This window comes from Nocardia amamiensis NBRC 102102, from assembly GCF_001612745.1.
GTDB lineage: Bacteria > Actinomycetota > Actinomycetes > Mycobacteriales > Mycobacteriaceae > Nocardia > Nocardia amamiensis.
In genome coordinates this window covers 1-15710 of record NZ_BDBA01000243.1, presented here as the reverse complement: position 1 = coordinate 15710, position 15710 = coordinate 1, and the positions used below count along the sequence as shown (strand labels likewise).

Annotated in this window: 16 protein-coding genes and 1 riboswitch; of the genes, 8 read left to right on the top strand and 8 right to left on the bottom strand. The window is 69.2% G+C overall.

The annotated features are described in order from the left end of the window. Positions 1–1626 (bottom strand): GMC oxidoreductase (locus NA4_RS33225; protein WP_067479238.1); only part of this gene is annotated, 1626 nt, incomplete at its 3' end. Between the two features lie 168 nt (positions 1627–1794). Between NA4_RS33225 and NA4_RS33220 the strand changes: the two genes are divergently transcribed. The 8 genes from NA4_RS33220 to gcvP all read left to right on the top strand — a co-directional run bounded on the left by NA4_RS33220 (position 1795) and on the right by gcvP (position 10580). Next, positions 1795–2442 carry a CDP-alcohol phosphatidyltransferase family protein gene (locus NA4_RS33220; RefSeq protein WP_245671697.1) on the top strand — a complete coding sequence of 216 codons (648 nt, stop codon included), beginning with the start codon at positions 1795–1797 and terminating at the stop codon, positions 2440–2442. 42 nt (positions 2443–2484) lie between these two features. Further along, positions 2485–2883 carry a glycine cleavage system protein GcvH gene (gene gcvH, locus NA4_RS33215; protein WP_067479236.1) on the top strand — a complete coding sequence of 133 codons (399 nt, stop codon included), beginning with the start codon at positions 2485–2487 and terminating at the stop codon, positions 2881–2883. A gap of 168 nt (positions 2884–3051) precedes the next feature. Next, positions 3052–3537 (top strand): oxoglutarate dehydrogenase inhibitor Odhl, encoded by a 486-nt coding sequence (gene odhI / locus NA4_RS33210; RefSeq protein ID WP_067479234.1) that lies wholly within the window; start codon positions 3052–3054, stop codon positions 3535–3537. A 94-nt stretch (positions 3538–3631) separates the two neighbouring features. Further along, positions 3632–4435, top strand: a complete 804-nt coding sequence (ftsR, locus tag NA4_RS33205) for a transcriptional regulator FtsR (protein WP_067479232.1) — start codon at positions 3632–3634, stop codon at positions 4433–4435. 158 nt (positions 4436–4593) lie between these two features. Continuing rightward, on the top strand, positions 4594–5067 hold the full coding sequence (locus tag NA4_RS33200) for a bifunctional nuclease family protein (RefSeq protein WP_040777944.1): 474 nt from the start codon (positions 4594–4596) through the stop codon (positions 5065–5067). 186 nt (positions 5068–5253) lie between these two features. After that, the gene (locus tag NA4_RS33195; protein ID WP_067479230.1) at positions 5254–5811 is read left to right on the top strand and encodes a MerR family transcriptional regulator; all 558 of its coding nucleotides are present in this window, start codon (positions 5254–5256) and stop codon (positions 5809–5811) included. A gap of 43 nt (positions 5812–5854) precedes the next feature. Then, positions 5855–7210 (top strand): M14 family zinc carboxypeptidase, encoded by a 1356-nt coding sequence (locus NA4_RS33190; RefSeq protein WP_067479228.1) that lies wholly within the window; start codon positions 5855–5857, stop codon positions 7208–7210. Between the two features lie 301 nt (positions 7211–7511). Then, a riboswitch (glycine riboswitch) is annotated at positions 7512–7612 on the top strand. A 157-nt stretch (positions 7613–7769) separates the two neighbouring features. Continuing rightward, positions 7770–10580, top strand: coding sequence for an aminomethyl-transferring glycine dehydrogenase (gcvP, locus tag NA4_RS33185; protein ID WP_067479226.1), 2811 nt, complete (start codon positions 7770–7772; stop codon positions 10578–10580). A gap of 102 nt (positions 10581–10682) precedes the next feature. On the opposite strand, the gene NA4_RS33180 is transcribed toward gcvP, so the two are convergent. The 7 genes from NA4_RS33180 to NA4_RS33155 form a co-directional block, all read right to left on the bottom strand. Beyond that, positions 10683–12347, bottom strand: a complete 1665-nt coding sequence (locus tag NA4_RS33180) for a substrate-binding and VWA domain-containing protein (protein WP_067479224.1) — start codon at positions 12345–12347, stop codon at positions 10683–10685. 118 nt (positions 12348–12465) lie between these two features. Next, a complete protein-coding gene (locus tag NA4_RS33175) occupies positions 12466–12738 on the bottom strand; it encodes a WhiB family transcriptional regulator (RefSeq protein ID WP_067479222.1) in 273 nt (90 codons plus the stop codon). Between the two features lie 29 nt (positions 12739–12767). Next, on the bottom strand, positions 12768–13313 hold the full coding sequence (locus NA4_RS33170) for an HNH endonuclease (RefSeq protein ID WP_067479240.1): 546 nt from the start codon (positions 13311–13313) through the stop codon (positions 12768–12770). Positions 13314–13366: 53 nt separating this feature from the next. Further along, the gene (locus NA4_RS43380; protein ID WP_281180089.1) at positions 13367–13498 is read right to left on the bottom strand and encodes a hypothetical protein; all 132 of its coding nucleotides are present in this window, start codon (positions 13496–13498) and stop codon (positions 13367–13369) included. 233 nt (positions 13499–13731) lie between these two features. Further along, positions 13732–14268: a DM13 domain-containing protein gene (locus NA4_RS33165; RefSeq protein ID WP_067479220.1), complete on the bottom strand. Its 537-nt coding sequence runs from the start codon at positions 14266–14268 to the stop codon at positions 13732–13734. 96 nt (positions 14269–14364) lie between these two features. After that, positions 14365–15003 carry a TetR/AcrR family transcriptional regulator gene (locus NA4_RS33160; RefSeq protein ID WP_067479218.1) on the bottom strand — a complete coding sequence of 213 codons (639 nt, stop codon included), beginning with the start codon at positions 15001–15003 and terminating at the stop codon, positions 14365–14367. Beyond that, a partial coding sequence (locus NA4_RS33155; protein WP_067479216.1) for a zinc-binding dehydrogenase occupies positions 15000–15710 on the bottom strand: 711 nt, incomplete at its 5' end. The genes NA4_RS33155 and NA4_RS33160, both read right to left, overlap by 4 nt.

The window sequence follows — 15710 nt, the reverse complement described above, 5'->3', positions numbered from 1 at the left end:
CACCGCGGCACGCGCGGGCGGCACCGCTGCGATGCGCCGGTAGGCGGTGCCCAGTTCCGGCCGGGTGTCGGGTTCGCCGCGGTTCGGCCAGAACGCCATCGCCCGCTCCGCCTGCGCGGTGATGGTCAGCGACGGATTCACGCCGAGGTTGGCGGTCACCGCGGAACCGTCCGCCACGTGCAGGCCGGGGTGCCCGTAGACCCGCTGGTAGGGGTCGACGACGCCGGTCGCCGGATCGTCGCCGATGACGCATCCGCCGATGTAGTGGGCGGTGGCCGGAATGTTGAACACGTCCATGATCAGGCCGTGGGTATCCCCGTCGACCTTTGCGCCGAACCGGCGGCCGATGTCGTGCGCCAGCGGGATCCAGGTCGGATTCGGCTCACCGGTGCCCTGCTCGGTGCGCAGCAGCCCGCGACGGCGGAACGAGGTCAGCGAGTTGTCCAACGACTGCATGACCAGCAGGATCACCGACTTCTCCGACGCGTGCCGTGCATTGAGGCTGCGCAGGAAGACCAGTGGGTGCACCAGGATGGCCAGCAGGAAGCGCAGGAAGCGGAACGCGCCGCCGTCCACGATCGGCACCGACAGCGGGAACAGCGCGTTCTGCCCCTTGCCGTAGTGGCACACTTCGACGTGGGTGGCGGCCTCCGGGTGGATCGACGAGGTGATCGCGATGCCCTCGGCGAAATCGCGGCGGGTGCGGCTGACCACGTTGAGGATAGCCTCGGAGTTGCTGCGGGTCAGCTCGCCGAGCCGGGGCGACAGGTGCGCCAGCACGCCGTCGTCGCGCATCTTGTGCAGCAGCTTCTGGGTGCCGAGGGCGGCGCCGGCGAACACCACCTGCTCGGCGGTGAAGGTCCTGCGCTGCTTGCGGATCCAGCGGCCGGACCGCTGGCTGTCGACCGCGTAGCCGCCGCCGGGCAGCGGGCGGACGGCGGTGGCGGTGGTCAGCGGATGCACCTGCGCGCCCGCCTGCTCGGCCAGGTAGAGGTAGTTGGTGGTGGTCGTGTTCTTGGCGTTGTGCGGGCAGCCGGTGAAGCAGCGCGCGCAGTGCACGCAACCGGTGCGGCGCGGGCCCGCGCCGCCGAAGTACGGGTCCTCGACCTCCGTGCCCGGATCGCTCTCGTTGAAGAACACGCCGACGTCGGTCGGGTGGAAGGTGTCGACGACGCCGAGGTCCTCGGCGATCTCCCGGATCACCTCGTCGGCCGGGGTGGTGCGGGGATTGGGCGCGACGCCGAGCATGCGCTTGGCCTGGTCGTAATACGGCGCCAGCTCCGCGCGCCAATCGGTGATGTGTGCCCACTGCCGGTCGGTGTAGAAGTTCGGCAGGGGTTCGTAGAGCGTGTTGCCGTAGATCAGCGACCCGCCGCCGACACCGGCGCCGGAGAACACGGCGCACTTGCCGAGCACGCTGATCCGCTGCGGGCCGGTGAGCCCCAGCCGTGGCGCCCAGATCGATTTGCGCACATTCCAATTCGTGCGCGGGATGTCCTCCGGGTGCCACCGGCGACCTGCTTCCAGAACACCCACCCGGTAGCCCTTCTCGGTGAGCCGCAGGGCGCTCACGCTGCCGCCGAAGCCGGAACCGATCACCACCACGTCGTAGTCGAATACGGACATTGCTTCCTCTCGCTCACCGGACCATACGATGAGAAACTTTTCTACTCATTCTGTCACGGCCGCGTTTGTGGCGGAAACCATCGTCGCACGCGGCCGGTTGCGCGGATATCCGAGAAATCGGCGCGTGGAGATGGCGAGGGTGGGGGTCGGTGGGGTATGCACGGGGGCGTGACAACCGAATCGGGCACCGCGGAACCGGAGGAACGTGCCGCCGACCGGGCAGGTCGAGGCGTGTTCGCCGACCGCGTCCTGACCGTGCCGAACGTGCTGAGCGTGCTGCGCCTGCTCGGCGTTCCGCTGTTCCTGTGGTTGCTGCTGATCGAGCGGGCCGATGGCTGGGCGTTCGCCCTCCTGGTCGCCAGCGGCGTCACCGACTTCCTGGACGGCAAGCTCGCGCGGCTGCTGGAGCAGTCCTCCCGGCTGGGCGCGCTGCTGGATCCCTTCGTCGACCGGCTGTTTTTGGTGACCACCCTGGTGGCCTTCGTGATCCGCGGCCTGATCCCGTGGTGGGTGGCGGCGCTGCTGGTCGGGCGCGACCTTGTGCTCACCGCGACGCTGTCGGTGTACAAGCGCCGCGATCTGCCCGCGCCCGAGGTGATCTATCTGGGCAAGGCGGCCACCTTCGCGCTGATGTCCGCACTGCCCTGGCTGCTGGCCGGGCAGATGGACTGGGCGGCCGCCGGTTTCGGGCGGGCCTTCGGCGGGGCATTGCTGATCTGGGGCACCGCGGTCTACCTCTGGACCGGCGTGCTCTATACCGGCAAAGCCATCGCCGTCGCAAGAGCGATACCGGCTGTGGGGCATCGGGCGGCCTAGCCGATAGAGTTTGCGTGCAACGTTCGAACGAAAGGACGGCCTGTGACCCAGACCCCCGAGGATCTGCGCTACACCGAGGAGCACGAGTGGGTACGCCGGATCGCCCCGACCCGGGTTCGGGTGGGCATCACCGATTACGCCCAGTCTCAACTCGGTGACGTTGTGTTCGTGCAGCTGCCCGAAGCGGACGCGGACGTGTCCGCCGCGGACAGCATCGCGGAGGTGGAGTCGACCAAGAGCGTGTCCGACATCTACGCGCCGTTGAGCGCGAAAGTCGTTGCGGTGAACGACAAGTTGAGCTCGGCGCCGGAGATGTTGAACACCGATCCCTACGGTGCGGGATGGCTGTTCGAGTTGGAGGTGAGCGATGCCGCGAGCCTCGACGTGACGCTCGGTGAACTGCTGGATGCCGCAGGTTATCAAGGAGTTATCGGGGGCTGAAGCAGCCTTCCCAGTTCTACCTGCACGGGTGCGGCCCGGCAGGGTACGGTCAATGCCAACAGATGCACCCGGCGGCTGCGCCGGGGATCTAGGGACTCGACGGCAGGTCGTGGTGCCAGAGGTATCACCTGCTTGCATGGATAATCAGGTTCGAGGAGGAGAGAAACGGTGAGCGAGAACAAAGACCCGGGTTACGGGGAGACCGCGGCCGAGACGACGTCGGTCTTCCGCGCGGATTTCCTGAACGAGGTCGACGCGTCGCGCGCCGGAGAGGTGACCGGCGAGCAGCCGGTCCAAGGGGTCGAGGGTCTGCCGGTCGGTGCTGCCCTCTTGGTCGTCAAACGCGGACCGAATGCGGGCTCGCGGTTCCTGCTGGATCAGCCGACCACATCGGCGGGGCGGCACCCGGACAGTGACATCTTTCTCGACGATGTCACCGTCAGCCGCCGGCACGCCGAGTTCCGTCAGGACGACGAGTCGTTCCAGGTCGTCGATGTGGGCAGCCTGAACGGGACATATGTGAACCGGGAGCCGGTGGACTCCTCCGAGCTGCAGAACGGCGACGAGGTGCAGATCGGCAAGTTCCGGCTGGTATTCCTCACCGGACCGCGCGCCCAGGTGACCGACTCGTCGGCGGGTGCGGGGAGTCTATGACAGCGCCGACGCTGGGTCTCACACCTCAGGAAGGGCTCAGGGTCATGAAGGACCTGGCGCGGTGACCGGTGCGGCGCAGTGGGCACGCGGAGGGATGTCGATCGGCTCCGTGCTCGACCTGCTGCGCCCCGACTTTCCCGACGTCACCATCTCCAAGATCCGCTTCCTGGAAGCGGAGGGGCTGATCCGGCCGCAGCGGACGCCTTCGGGCTACCGGAGATTCTCCGTCGCGGATGTCGAACGGCTCCGGTTCGTGCTGACCGCGCAACGCGACCAGTATCTGCCGTTGAAGGTGATCAAGGAACAGCTCGAGGCCATCGATAGCGGTGCGGCGACGCTCGGTGTGCGGGAAGCCCGCGCCCGAGCGCACTCCGTGCCGGCCGGGGAGGCGCATGCCGGGCACGTCTCGCCGGACGGCGAGCAGCCGGCGCGGGGTTCCGACCGCGCAGCGCTCCCGGCCCCGGCGCCCCGGCGGCTGGGCGTGGTGCCGAACGAGATCTCGCCGGAGGATCTGCGTTTCGATCACGAAATCCGGGTCACCCGGGCTGATCTGCTCGACCAGGCCGGAATCGATGACAGTTTCCTGGGCGACCTGATCCGGGCCAACCTGATCACGCCGGGCCCGGCGGGATACTTCGACGCCGACGCGGTGACGCTGGCCAAGACGGCCCGCGCGATGGCCGAATTCGGTTTGGAGGCGCGCCATTTGCGGGCGTTCAAGCTCGCGGCCGATCGGGAGGCCGCGCTCGTGGCGCAGATCGCCGCCCCGATCGCGAAGAGCCGCGACGCGGACGCACGCGCCCGCGCGGAGGAGACGGTGCGCGAACTCGCCGCGCTATCGCTCACATTGCACACTTGTCTGGTCAAGTCCTCGGTCCGGAGTTCGCTGGGGGGTTGACCCCTCGGCGACTCAGGTCTGCGGGCTTCGCCGACCCAACACGCTGATTTCGGCTGTGTAGACGGATCGCTGGACCGGTGCCGGTTCGCCTAGACTCGTGGTACGGCGAGCTCTGCGGCGGTCATGTCGGGCCGGCGGCGAGTATGGGAGGCAGTGCGATGAGCGAAATGCGCGTGATCGGCATCCGTGTCGAGCAGCCACAGAACCAGCCCGTGCTGTTGCTCCGTGAGGTGGCGGGCGACCGATACCTGCCGATCTGGATCGGACAGGCGGAAGCGACCGCGATCGTGCTCGAGCAGGAGGGGGTGACCCCGATCCGCCCACTGACCCACGATCTGATCAAGGTCCTGATCACCGAGCTGGGGCACACCCTCAAGGAGGTCAGGATCGTGGATCTGCAGGAGGGGACCTTTTACGCGGACTTGGTCTTCGAGAACGATCTGCGGATCTCTGCGCGGCCGTCGGACTCGGTTGCCATCGCCTTGCGGGTGGGTTGCCCGATCTACGCTGAAGAGTCCGTCCTCGAGGAAGCCGGACTGGTCATGCCGGACGAGCGCGAGGACGAGGTCGAGAAGTTCAAGGAGTTCCTCGAATCGGTGTCTCCGGACGACTTCAAGGCCACCGACAGCTGAAGTAGAGGTCGAGAGTTTTACCGCGCGTCGCGTTTGGCTCGACGACGCCGCTCCCTGGACAATCAGGGGAGTAATCTCGACAGTTGGGCCACGTCCGTTTCGGCCGAATCCGCACCGGTTCGGTCGGCGACGGAGCCGGGTCATCGATGAGGCTGGGAATGCGTCGGCGAAGCAAGGGAGTGGTCAGTGGCAGAGCAATCGCAGGATGTGGTACAGCCAGGCCTGTTCCCGGACGACTCGGTACCTGACGACCTGGTCGGCTATCGCGTCCCCAGCGCATGCCAGGTGGCCGGGATCACCTACCGGCAGCTCGACTACTGGGCGCGCACCGGTCTGGTGGTGCCCTCCATCCGAAGCGCGGCGGGTTCGGGGAGCCAGCGGCTGTACTCGTTCAAGGACATCCTGGTCCTCAAGATCGTCAAACGGCTGCTCGACGCGGGCATCTCGTTGCAGAACATCCGCATCGCGGTCGATCATCTGCGCAGCCGCGGCGTGCAGGACTTGGCGGGCATCACGCTCTTCTCCGACGGCACATCGGTCTATGAGTGCACCTCGGCCGAGGAGGTCGTCGATTTACTGCAGGGCGGGCAGGGCGTCTTCGGCATCGCCGTCAGCGGCGCGATGCGTGAACTGACCGGCGCCATCGCGAATTTCCCCGCGGAACGCGCGTCGACGGTCACCGAACGACCCGAAGACGAGTTGTCCTTCCGCCGCAAGGCGCGGATGAACCGCAAGACGGGTTAGACCCCGCGCCAAGGGCGGCGGCAGCGAGGAGGAGGGGGGCGCTGTGCAGGCAGCCGATGACATCACCGGGATCGTCGGGCCGGTCGGCCACCTCGCGGCATTCCCTACTGTCGACGAGTTGAACGGATTCGCCGACCTGCTCGCCGCCGATCATCCGCAGCGGGTGTCGATCACCGAACTCGGGCGGTCACGCGGCGCTGACCCGATTCGCGAGGTACAGGTCGGGTCAGGGGCTCGGCACATCGTGGTGCTGGGCAATCCGCACCCGAACGAGCCCATCGGCATGGCCACCATCCGCCATCTGCTCGGCAGGATGGCCGCCGACGACGCCGCGACAGTGGGCGCCACCTGGCATTTCGTGCTCTGTGTCGACCCGGACGGAACCCGGCTGAACGAAGGGTGGTTCACCGGCCCGCACACCAGGACCGGCGTGGCGCGCGGCTTCTACCGCCCGCCCGCGGCCGAACAGCCGGAATGGTGTTTTCCGACCGTGTGGCGCGGCCGGTCCGTCGGCGTGCCGCTGCCCGAGACGAAGGCCATGATGGCGTTGATCGACCGCACCCGGCCTGCGTTGATCGCGTCACTGCACAACGCCGAGTTCGGGGGCGGGTTCTTCTACACCTGCGGCGGCGATGCCGAGTACTGGTCGGCGCTCACCGATCGGCTCTCGGCGGCGGACGTCCCGATCTACCGCGGCGAACCGGATGCGCCGGGCGCGGGCACGCTGGCGCCAGGGGTCTTCGAGCTGCCGTTGTTCGGTGCGATGGCTGACCTGCTCGCGGCGAAGGGCCTCGACGCGGTCGCGGCGCTGGGCGGGGGCGGCTGCCGGGACTACACGGCGCGCTACGGCACGGCGATTCTGGTCTGCGAGCTGCCGCTGTGGGTCGACGAGCGAATCGGCGACGGATCGGCGGGCGACCGTGTGCTCGGTGACCTGCTCGACGCCACCGCGGCCGACTACCGGGCCATGGCACGGGTCGCCGCCGAAGCACTCGCGCGAGTGGAGGGCCAATTGAGCGGCTGCAGCCCGTTCGAGCGGTCGGTGCGCGCGCTGGTCGCCGGACTGCCCAGCTTGGCGGTGAGCAAACAGACTGTGCTGGAACGGGATCGGATCGCCACCAGGGGCGAGATCTTCGTCGAGCAGTACGACTGGACCGCGATGCTGCGCCTGCGATTGGGCGGCATGCTGCTGCGGCTGCTCGACGACGAACACCGCCGCAGCGCCGCGCCCGCGCTGGCCGCCGAACGCGACCGGTTCGCCGCGGTATTCGACCAGTGGTGCATCGACGTCGAGCGGAACGCGCCGGGCGTCGCGGTGCCGCTGGAGCGGCTGGTGCGGATCCAGGCGGAGTCGATCCTGCTCGCGGCGACCAGGTTGCGAGACGGCCTGGCGATCTGACGGTGTTCGATGTGCAGCACCTGCGGCGCTGCGTGTTCGCGGCCCCTTTGTGGCTCGCCCCTGAGCGACCGCCGCTTGCGACTTCGTCGCGGACGCGTCGGCCACTCAGGCGCGAGCCGGGCCGCGAACAGGGATGCTCGGTCTCGCTGCGCTCGAAAACGGGAGTTGAGCCGATATGAGTGCCTGGGCGGCAACCGTGGCAGCAGGTGCGCGCCCAGCCACCCGAGTGACGAGAACGACATGGCGCGCGCGGGTGCTCCGGCGCGAGCCGGCGTGGCGTCGGCATAGACTGACGGTGCGTCGCCGCCGTGCGGGAGAGTCCCGGTCTCGAGACGAGTCCGGGCGCCGAAGGAGCAGCACCTCCCCGTCAATCTCTCAGGCAACAGGGACCGTACGGGCTTCGGCGCCTCTGGAAAGCGGTGGCTTCGAGCCGCCCGCCCATGGGGAAAGGGTGCCGGCCATCGGTCGCGGCACCCGAATCTCTCAGGCGCCACGACAGAGGGGGAGGGCCGGTACCCGTCGACCGCGCGGTCGACCCGACCCGATCTTGGGAGCTGTTGTGACTCGCTCATTCGCCGACCGCCATATCGGACCCGACCGGGAGGAACTGGCCCGGATCCTCGATGTCGTCGGCGTGCCGTCGCTCGACGAGTTGGCGGCCAGGGCACTGCCCGCCAGCATCCTGGATGGTGACGGACTGACCGGACTGCCCCCGGCGGCGACCGAGCACGAAGTGCTCGCCGAACTCACCGAACTCGCGACGAGCAATACCGTGGCAACCTCGATGATCGGCCTCGGGTACTACGACACGCTCACCCCGCCGGTGCTGGTGCGCAACCTGCTGGAGAATCCGGCCTGGTACACCGCTTACACCCCCTACCAGCCCGAGATCAGCCAGGGCCGGCTCGAGGCGCTGCTCAATTTCCAGACCATGGTGTCGGAGCTGACCGGCATGGACGTCGCCAACGCCTCCATGCTGGACGAGGCGACCGCCGCCGCCGAGGCGATGACGCTGCTGCGTCGCGCGAGCAAAGCGAAGTCCGCGCGGTTGCTCATCGACACCGATCTCTTCCCGCAGACCAGGACGGTGCTTTACACCAGAGCCGAGCCGCTGGGCCTGGAGATCGTCGAAGCGGACCTGTCCACCGGCGTGCTGCCCGACGGCGAGTTCTTCGGCGTGCTGGCGCAGACGCCAGGGGCCAGCGGCCGCATCGTGGACTGGACCGGCGTCGTCACCGCGGCCCACGAGCGTGGCGCGCTCGTCGCGATCGGCGCCGACCTGCTGGCGATGACGCTCATCACGCCACCGGGTGAGCAGGGCGCCGACGTGTGCTTCGGCACCACTCAGCGCTTCGGCGTCCCGCTCGGCTTCGGCGGCCCGCACGCCGGATACCTCGCCGTGCGTCAGGCGCAGGCCCGCCAGCTGCCCGGTCGCCTGGTCGGCGTCTCGGTGGACGCCGACGGCGACGTTGCCTACCGGCTCGCGCTGCAGACCCGTGAGCAGCACATTCGCCGGGAGAAGGCGACCTCCAATATCTGTACCGCGCAGGTGCTGCTTGCCATCCTCGCCGCGATGTACGCCGCGTACCACGGTGCGGACGGCCTGCGCGCCATCGCGCGCCGGGTGCACGGGCACGCCGCGGCGATCGCGCGCGGGCTGGACGGAGCGGTCGTGCACGACAGTTTCTTCGACACGGTGCTCGCGTACGTGCCCGGCGGTGCGGAAGCCGTTGTGGCGAAAGCGAAGTCACGCGGGATCAACTTGCGCCTGGTCGACGCCGACCACGTCGGCATCGCCTGCGACGAGGCGACCACCGGCGCGCATGTCGCGGCCGTGCTGGAATCCTTCGGCACCGCGATGTCGTCCGAGCCGGGAGCGCCCGCGCCGGTCGCCGCGATCGAGAACCGCACCTCGGCGTACCTGACCCACCCCGCGTTCACGAAATACCACACCGAGACGGCCATGCTGCGCTATCTGCGCTCGCTGTCCGACAAGGACATCGCGCTGGACCGCAGCATGATTCCGCTCGGCTCCTGCACGATGAAGCTCAACGCCACCGCGGAGATGGAAGCCATCACCTGGCCCGGCTTCGCCCGCGTGCACCCGTACGCCCCGGTGGAGGACGCGCCCGGTCTGCTGCGGGTGATCGCGGACCTGGAACGCTGGCTCTCGGATATCACCGGCTACGACTCGGTGAGCCTGCAGCCCAACGCGGGCAGCCAGGGCGAGTACGCCGGGCTGCTGGCCATTCGCCGCTACCATCTCGACCGCGGCGACACCCATCGCGATACCTGTCTCATCCCGTCCAGCGCGCACGGCACCAACGCGGCGTCGGCGGCCATGGCCGGGCTGCGCGTGGAAGTGGTGAAGTGCCGCGACAACGGGGACGTCGACCTGGACGACCTGCGCGCCAAGATCGCCGACCACGCCGACCGGCTGGCCTGCATCATGATCACCTACCCGTCCACGCACGGCGTGTACGAGCACGAGGTCGCCGAGTTGTGCGCGCTGGTGCACGACGCGGGCGGCCAGGTGTACGTCGACGGCGCCAACCTCAATGCTCTGGTGGGTCTGGCCAGGCCCGGCCGGTTCGGCGGCGATGTGAGTCACTTGAACCTGCACAAGACGTTCTGCATCCCGCACGGCGGCGGCGGTCCCGGTGTCGGCCCGGTCGCGGTCCGTGCGCACTTGGCGCGCTACTTGCCCGGCGATCCGCTGGAAGCGGGGTCGCACGCCGTGTCGGCGGCGAAGTACGGCTCGGCGTCGATCCTGCCGATCACCTGGGCCTACATCCGCATGATGGGCGCCGACGGGCTGCGCAGGGCCACGCTGTCGGCGATCGCCTCGGCGAACTACATCGCCCGGCGGCTCGACGAGTACTTCCCGGTGCTCTACACCGGTGAGCACGGCATGGTGGCCCACGAGTGCATCCTGGACCTGCGCGAGATCACCAAGCAGACCGGCGTCACCGTCGACGATGTGGCCAAGCGTCTGGCCGACTACGGATTCCATGCGCCGACCATGAGCTTCCCGGTGGCGGGCACGCTGATGGTGGAGCCCACCGAGAGCGAGAACCTCGCCGAGCTGGAGGACTTCATCGAGGCGATGATCGCCATCCGCGGCGAGATCGACCAGGTCGCCGCAGGTGTGTGGCCGGTGACCGACAACCCGCTGCGCGGCGCGCCGCACACCGCGGCGTCGCTGGTAGGGGAGTGGGAGCACCCCTACAGCAGGGAAGTCGCGGTCTATCCACTCGGCCTCGGACATGCCAGGGCGAAGGTGTGGCCTCCGGTGCGCCGGATCGACGGTGCGTATGGCGACCGGAACCTGGTGTGCTCGTGTCCGCCCCTGGAGGCGTACGCGGACTGAGTCCAGGTCCCGTCCTGGGGGTGCAGCCCCGAGCCGTACTCCCCGCGAGACCGGCCGCGAATTCCGTCCTCTGACCGGGACGGCCGGAAGACGCGGCGAGGTCTACGGCGTGGTGAGCGACTTGACGACGGCGGAGCCGAAGCCGAGGTCGTTGGAGGTGGCCAGCCGGGTGTAGCTGCCGCCGGTCTGCTGCGCGAGCGCCTGGAGGGTCTGGGTGCCGTTGCCGCCGAGCACGATCACGTCGATGCGGACCGGGTGGGCCGGATCGATGGCGGCGGTGATGCTCGAGGCCAACTGAGGCCCGGTGACCGTGGAGTCGTCGTCGGGTCCGTCGGTGATCAGCAGCACCGAATTGGTGCGGCCAGGCACATAACCGGAGACAGCGCTCTTGTATGCGGCGATCAAGGACGGATACGCCTCGTCGGAACGGGTTTCGCCGGGACGCAGAGTGCTCAGCGCCGTAGTGATCTTCGTGCGCTGGCTGTCGGTGAGTGCGGCGGTGGCCGCAACCACCTCGTACGGGTCCGTGCCGTCGAGGTCTTTGCCGAATGCCCAGACGCCGAGACCGAAGTCGGGTGGCATGACCGTCATCGTGGAGTTGAGGGCAGCGACGACGTTCGCCAGTCGCGTCTTGGTCCCCTCGGTGGTGCCCATCGACGCCGACACGTCGACCAGAACCGTTGCCCGCACGCCGAGCACCGGATTCGCGAGTGTGGCGCGCACTTTGTCGAGCGCGGCGCGCGGCGGTGCGGCGTTCGGCACCTGCGGCGTGCCGGCGAAACCGGCCGCGACGAAGGTCTGTGCCTGCTCCGGCGTGCGCAGGTAGTCGGTGAATCGTCCGGCGATGAGATTCTGCGTCTTGTCCACCCAGGGCCCGGACATCAGCGCGGCGGGGTAGTCGGCCGTCGGCGCCGCCCCAGCGGGCCGGAAGGCGGCGAGCCCGGGGTGCGCCTTCAGTTGCTGCTCGGTCGTCACCACCGCGTGCACCGGCGCGTTCTGCGCGGCGACCGCAGCCAGTGCGGCTGCGGTGTCGGTGGCTTGCGGGGCGTCGACGGCGAGCCCGGAGATCGCGGCGACCACTTGACCGGACCGAGCGGCGTCCTCGCTGAGCGGATCGGCACCCGACACCGCGGAGCCGACCGCGGTGGCCGCGGCAAGCGTGGCGTCACCGGACGGTACCGCCATGCGTAGGCCGCCCCAGCCGGACAGGCCGAGCTCATCCAGCGACCCCTGTTGCAGGCGCGGCAGGTCGGCCCAGGAGATCTCGGTCTGTTCGAGCGCGCCGCGCAATTCCTCCGGCACCGCGAGGACGATCGGGCTGGCGGCCACCGGCACGGGGGTGCCCTCGATCAATCCGGGCACCCGCATGGACTCGATCGAGCGGGTCGAATCGGCGATCCACAGCGCCGGCTGCGGACCGAGCGCCTGATCCCATGGTTTGCCGCTGGTGAACGCGGCGACGACAGCCGAGGACGGCTGCGCTGTCACCGCGACCTGCGCGCAGTGGTCACGCACGTTCGGCCGGGTGGCGTTGTAGCTGTCCGCGGCGGCCCGCACCTGCGCCGCGATGCCCGGATCGGCGGTCACGTGCAAGGTCGCCGCACCCTCCACGCACTCGGCCGCCGCCGCACTGTCTTGATCAGCCGCGCGATCGCGCAGCTGGAACCAGCCGACGACGATCGCGGCCAGCAACGCAACGGCAACCACTGCGATAACCGGACCTTTGCTGACGCCCCGGGATCTGGTTCCGCTGCGATGAGAGCCCACGCGGTCAGTGTATGGTCACCAGCGCCGAGCCGACTCGGCGAGGTTCGTTCCGCACCGCACGCGGTGCGGCAGGCGTTGGGGAGGAGCCGCCGCGCCCGACGGGCGCGACGGCGGAACCTCACCGGCGGATCACGCGTCCGCGGTCGAACTCGTGCCCGCCCCAGACCCCGGATTGTCCGGTGCGGGCCGCGAATTCGCCGCACGCGTCCCGGATCGGGCAGCCCCCGCAGACTTGCCGCGCGTAGTCGAAGTCCTGCGACGGGTACGGGAACCAGGCCTCGTGATTAGGGTCGCCACGGCAGGCCGCCCGGTGCCACCCTCGGGAGTCCGAGAGCGGGAGCAGGTCGGCCAGGGTCAGTTCCGTGACGGCGGTGGTCGCGGTGGGTGTCATCGCGATCTTTCTCCTTTCTCGGGTCGTGGTCAGGTGATGGCGAGCTGCTTCCAGATCCGCCGCTGCTGCCTGACCCGGTGGGTGGGCGCCTTCGGTTCCCAGAGCAGGCGCATGCCTGCCTCCTCGGGGGTCCGGTCGGCCTTGGCGGTGTTACACGGAGCGCAGCAGGCCACCAGGTTGCTCCAGGTGTTCGGGCCGCCCCGGGACCGCGGCCGGATGTGGTCCACGGTGCGGGCCCAGCCCGCGCAGTAGGCGCATCGGTGGTTGTCCCGGCGCAGCACGCCCGCCAAGGTGGCGTTGCTCTCGTCGTCGACCAGCGTGGTGTGCGTCAGGTAGACGTAGCGCAGCAGCCGAATTGTCTGCGGCAGAGCGAGTTCCACGTGCCGCGATCGGATCGGGAAGTGCGGCTCGCGGTCGGCGACCGACTCCGCGGCACCGCCGACGAGCAGCACCACGGCCCGGTCGGCCTTGATCTCGTCGAGCGCCTCGTAGGAGGCGTTCAGGACGAGGACTCCGGTGTGTATCCAGTTGTCGGCGGTCACTGCCGCCGGATCGGCGGCACGGCGGAACGTCATGGGAATCACCATGTTTCGTGGGAATCGAGCGAAGGAGGAGAGGAACGCGGCGGTCAGCCGATGGCCTGAAGGCGGCTGGTGCCCGGTTCGCCGTGCCGTGCACTGGTGGGTTCGCCGAACGCGTCGCCCACGGTCGACCACCGCGTCATCTCGATATCTACTCGCTTGGTCGTCTCCGGAATCACTGCCGCCCCTCCTCTCACTGCTCAGTGACCACTCTCGATCCGGTGGTCGTCGTCGAAACACATGGTGGCACAGCGCACCCGCCGTTGTCGGGTCATTTTTTCGGGCCCGGCGACACCGTCGATCATGGGTGCTCCGGGTACGGCGCGATCGGCGATGCCGGAGGATGCGGCCGAGGGCCGTTCGCTGATGATGCGCGCGCCCTGCCAACGGGTGCGGCCGAGGGCGGCGCCGATCAGGCCGGACGCAGCTCGGCCGCGCCGAAGGAGACGTTGAACCGGTCGCACCAGATGGCGACGCTGGTCAGCTGGGTGAGGTCCGCCTCGGCGGGGATGGTGTAGTTCTGGTTGCCCTGGTTGCCCTTGAGCTTGCCCAGGTCGGTGTGCACGCCGTCATCGAAGACGAACCACCCGTCACGCCCTTCGCGTACCGGGGCGTCGGTGAGCCAGACGTGCAGATCAGGCCCGTCGGAGGTATCGAGGTTCTCCAACCGCAGCACCCTGCTGCCGTCCGGCAGTCGCAAGACCACGACCGTGCCCGCCGTCGCGTGCTCATGCGAAACGAACGTGCCGTGGGCGATGGCGCGGGGCTGCGGTACCTCCGCACCGGGTACCGGAACGGCGGAGACCGACGGCGCTGCCTCTTCGACGGTGGTGTCGGTGAACAGCCGCCACGGCTGGAACAGGACCAGGCCGACACCGAGCCCGGCCACCACAAGCACGGCGACGATCCAGGTGATCGGCGAACGGGCGATCCTGCGTGCGGACACCATGGCATCTCCTCGGACATCATCGCGGGGCTTGCTGGTTCATTCTGCCTCGAGATCGGCGGCCTCACGGGGGTCAGGCGGCGAGGGCGTCAACGAGGTTCAGCCATTCGGATGCCGGGCGGCGTCGGTCACCGCGCCGTCGAGCAGGGTGGTCGCGAGGATCTCGGCGATCTCGCCAGGGGAGCGGTCGCCATGCGGGCGATACCAGAACGTCACCATGTTCAGCATGCCCAGCACGCTGTTGGTGACCACATGGTCGTCGGTGCGCAGCAGCCCCTCGGCGTGGCCCGCGTCGATGACCCGCTGCCAGCAGCGCTGGACCCGGTCGCGCAGGTCCTGGAGTTCGACGGCGCGCTCGCCGGTCAGCGCGCCGACGTCGCGCAACTGGATGGCCACCTCACGCTGATGGCGAATGATCAGCCGGACATGACTGTGGATCAGCTTGCGCAGCTTGGCGATCGGATCGTCCGGGCTGGCGGCGATCTGTTCGGCGTCGAGCAGCATCAGCTGGATGTAATCGCGCAGGATCTGCCACAGCAGCTCCTCCTTGGAGCCGATGTGGTAATACAGCGCGCCGCGCTGCACGTCGGCGCGCTCGCCGATCTCGGCCACGCCGGTGCCGTGGAATCCCTTCTCGGCGAACAGGTCGATCGCCGCGCGCATGATCCGGTCCCTGGTGTCGGTCGCTGTCGATTCGGCGGCGGGCGGGCGGCCGCGGCGGCGCGACGGCGCGGTCATCGGCCCGGGTCCAGCACGACCTTACCCACTCCGTCGGACCGATCGGCGAACATGCGGTAGGCCGCGGGTCCGTCGGACATCGGAAGCTGATGAGTGACCACGGCTTCGGGTCGAATCCTGCCGCCTGCGGTGAGTTTCAGCAGCGCGGGCAGGTCGTATTGGACCGAGCACAGTCCGATGTGGAACTCGAGTTCCTTCACCTGCGCCGCCATCATGTGGAACGGGTAGGCGCGGTTCTGGCTCACGCCGACCACGCTGACCCGCCCGCGGTGCCCGACCGCGCTGATCGCGAGCTTGATGGTGGCGTCGGCGCCCACCGCCTCGATCGCCACGTCCGCACCGCCGCCGAGCATTTCGCGGATCGCCTGCTTCGGGTCGTCCGACTCGACCGGCTCGGCGCCGAGGTCCGCGGCGCGCTTGCGGCGGTCGGCGAGCAGGTCGACGCCGAGCACCCGCGCCGCGCCCATCGCGAACGCGGACTGGACCGCCATGAGCCCGACCGGGCCGAGCCCGATCACCACGACCGTGTCGCCCGGGGCGATCCGGGCGCGGCGGGCGCCGTACCAGGCGGTGGGGGCGTTGTCGGTGAGCACGACGGCGGCCGCGTCGCTCACCTCGTCGGGCAGCTTCGCGAGGTTTCCCGTGGCGTGTGGGACAGGGAGCAGCTGGGCCTGGCAGCCCGGCAGCAGCGAGCCGCCGAGGCCGTA

Excerpts from the sequence above, each read along its gene's own strand:
- NA4_RS33200 (WP_040777944.1), top strand. The coding sequence starts at position 4,594 with ATGAGCGAAATGCGCGTGATCGGCATCCGTGTCGAGCAGCCACAGAAC.
- NA4_RS33160 (WP_067479218.1), bottom strand. The coding sequence starts at position 15,003 with ATGACCGCGCCGTCGCGCCGCCGCGGCCGCCCGCCCGCCGCCGAATCG.
- ftsR (WP_067479232.1), top strand. The coding sequence starts at position 3,632 with ATGTCGATCGGCTCCGTGCTCGACCTGCTGCGCCCCGACTTTCCCGAC.
- NA4_RS33165 (WP_067479220.1), bottom strand. The coding sequence starts at position 14,268 with ATGGTGTCCGCACGCAGGATCGCCCGTTCGCCGATCACCTGGATCGTC.
- NA4_RS33175 (WP_067479222.1), bottom strand. The coding sequence starts at position 12,738 with ATGACACCCACCGCGACCACCGCCGTCACGGAACTGACCCTGGCCGAC.
- NA4_RS33170 (WP_067479240.1), bottom strand. The coding sequence starts at position 13,313 with ATGACGTTCCGCCGTGCCGCCGATCCGGCGGCAGTGACCGCCGACAAC.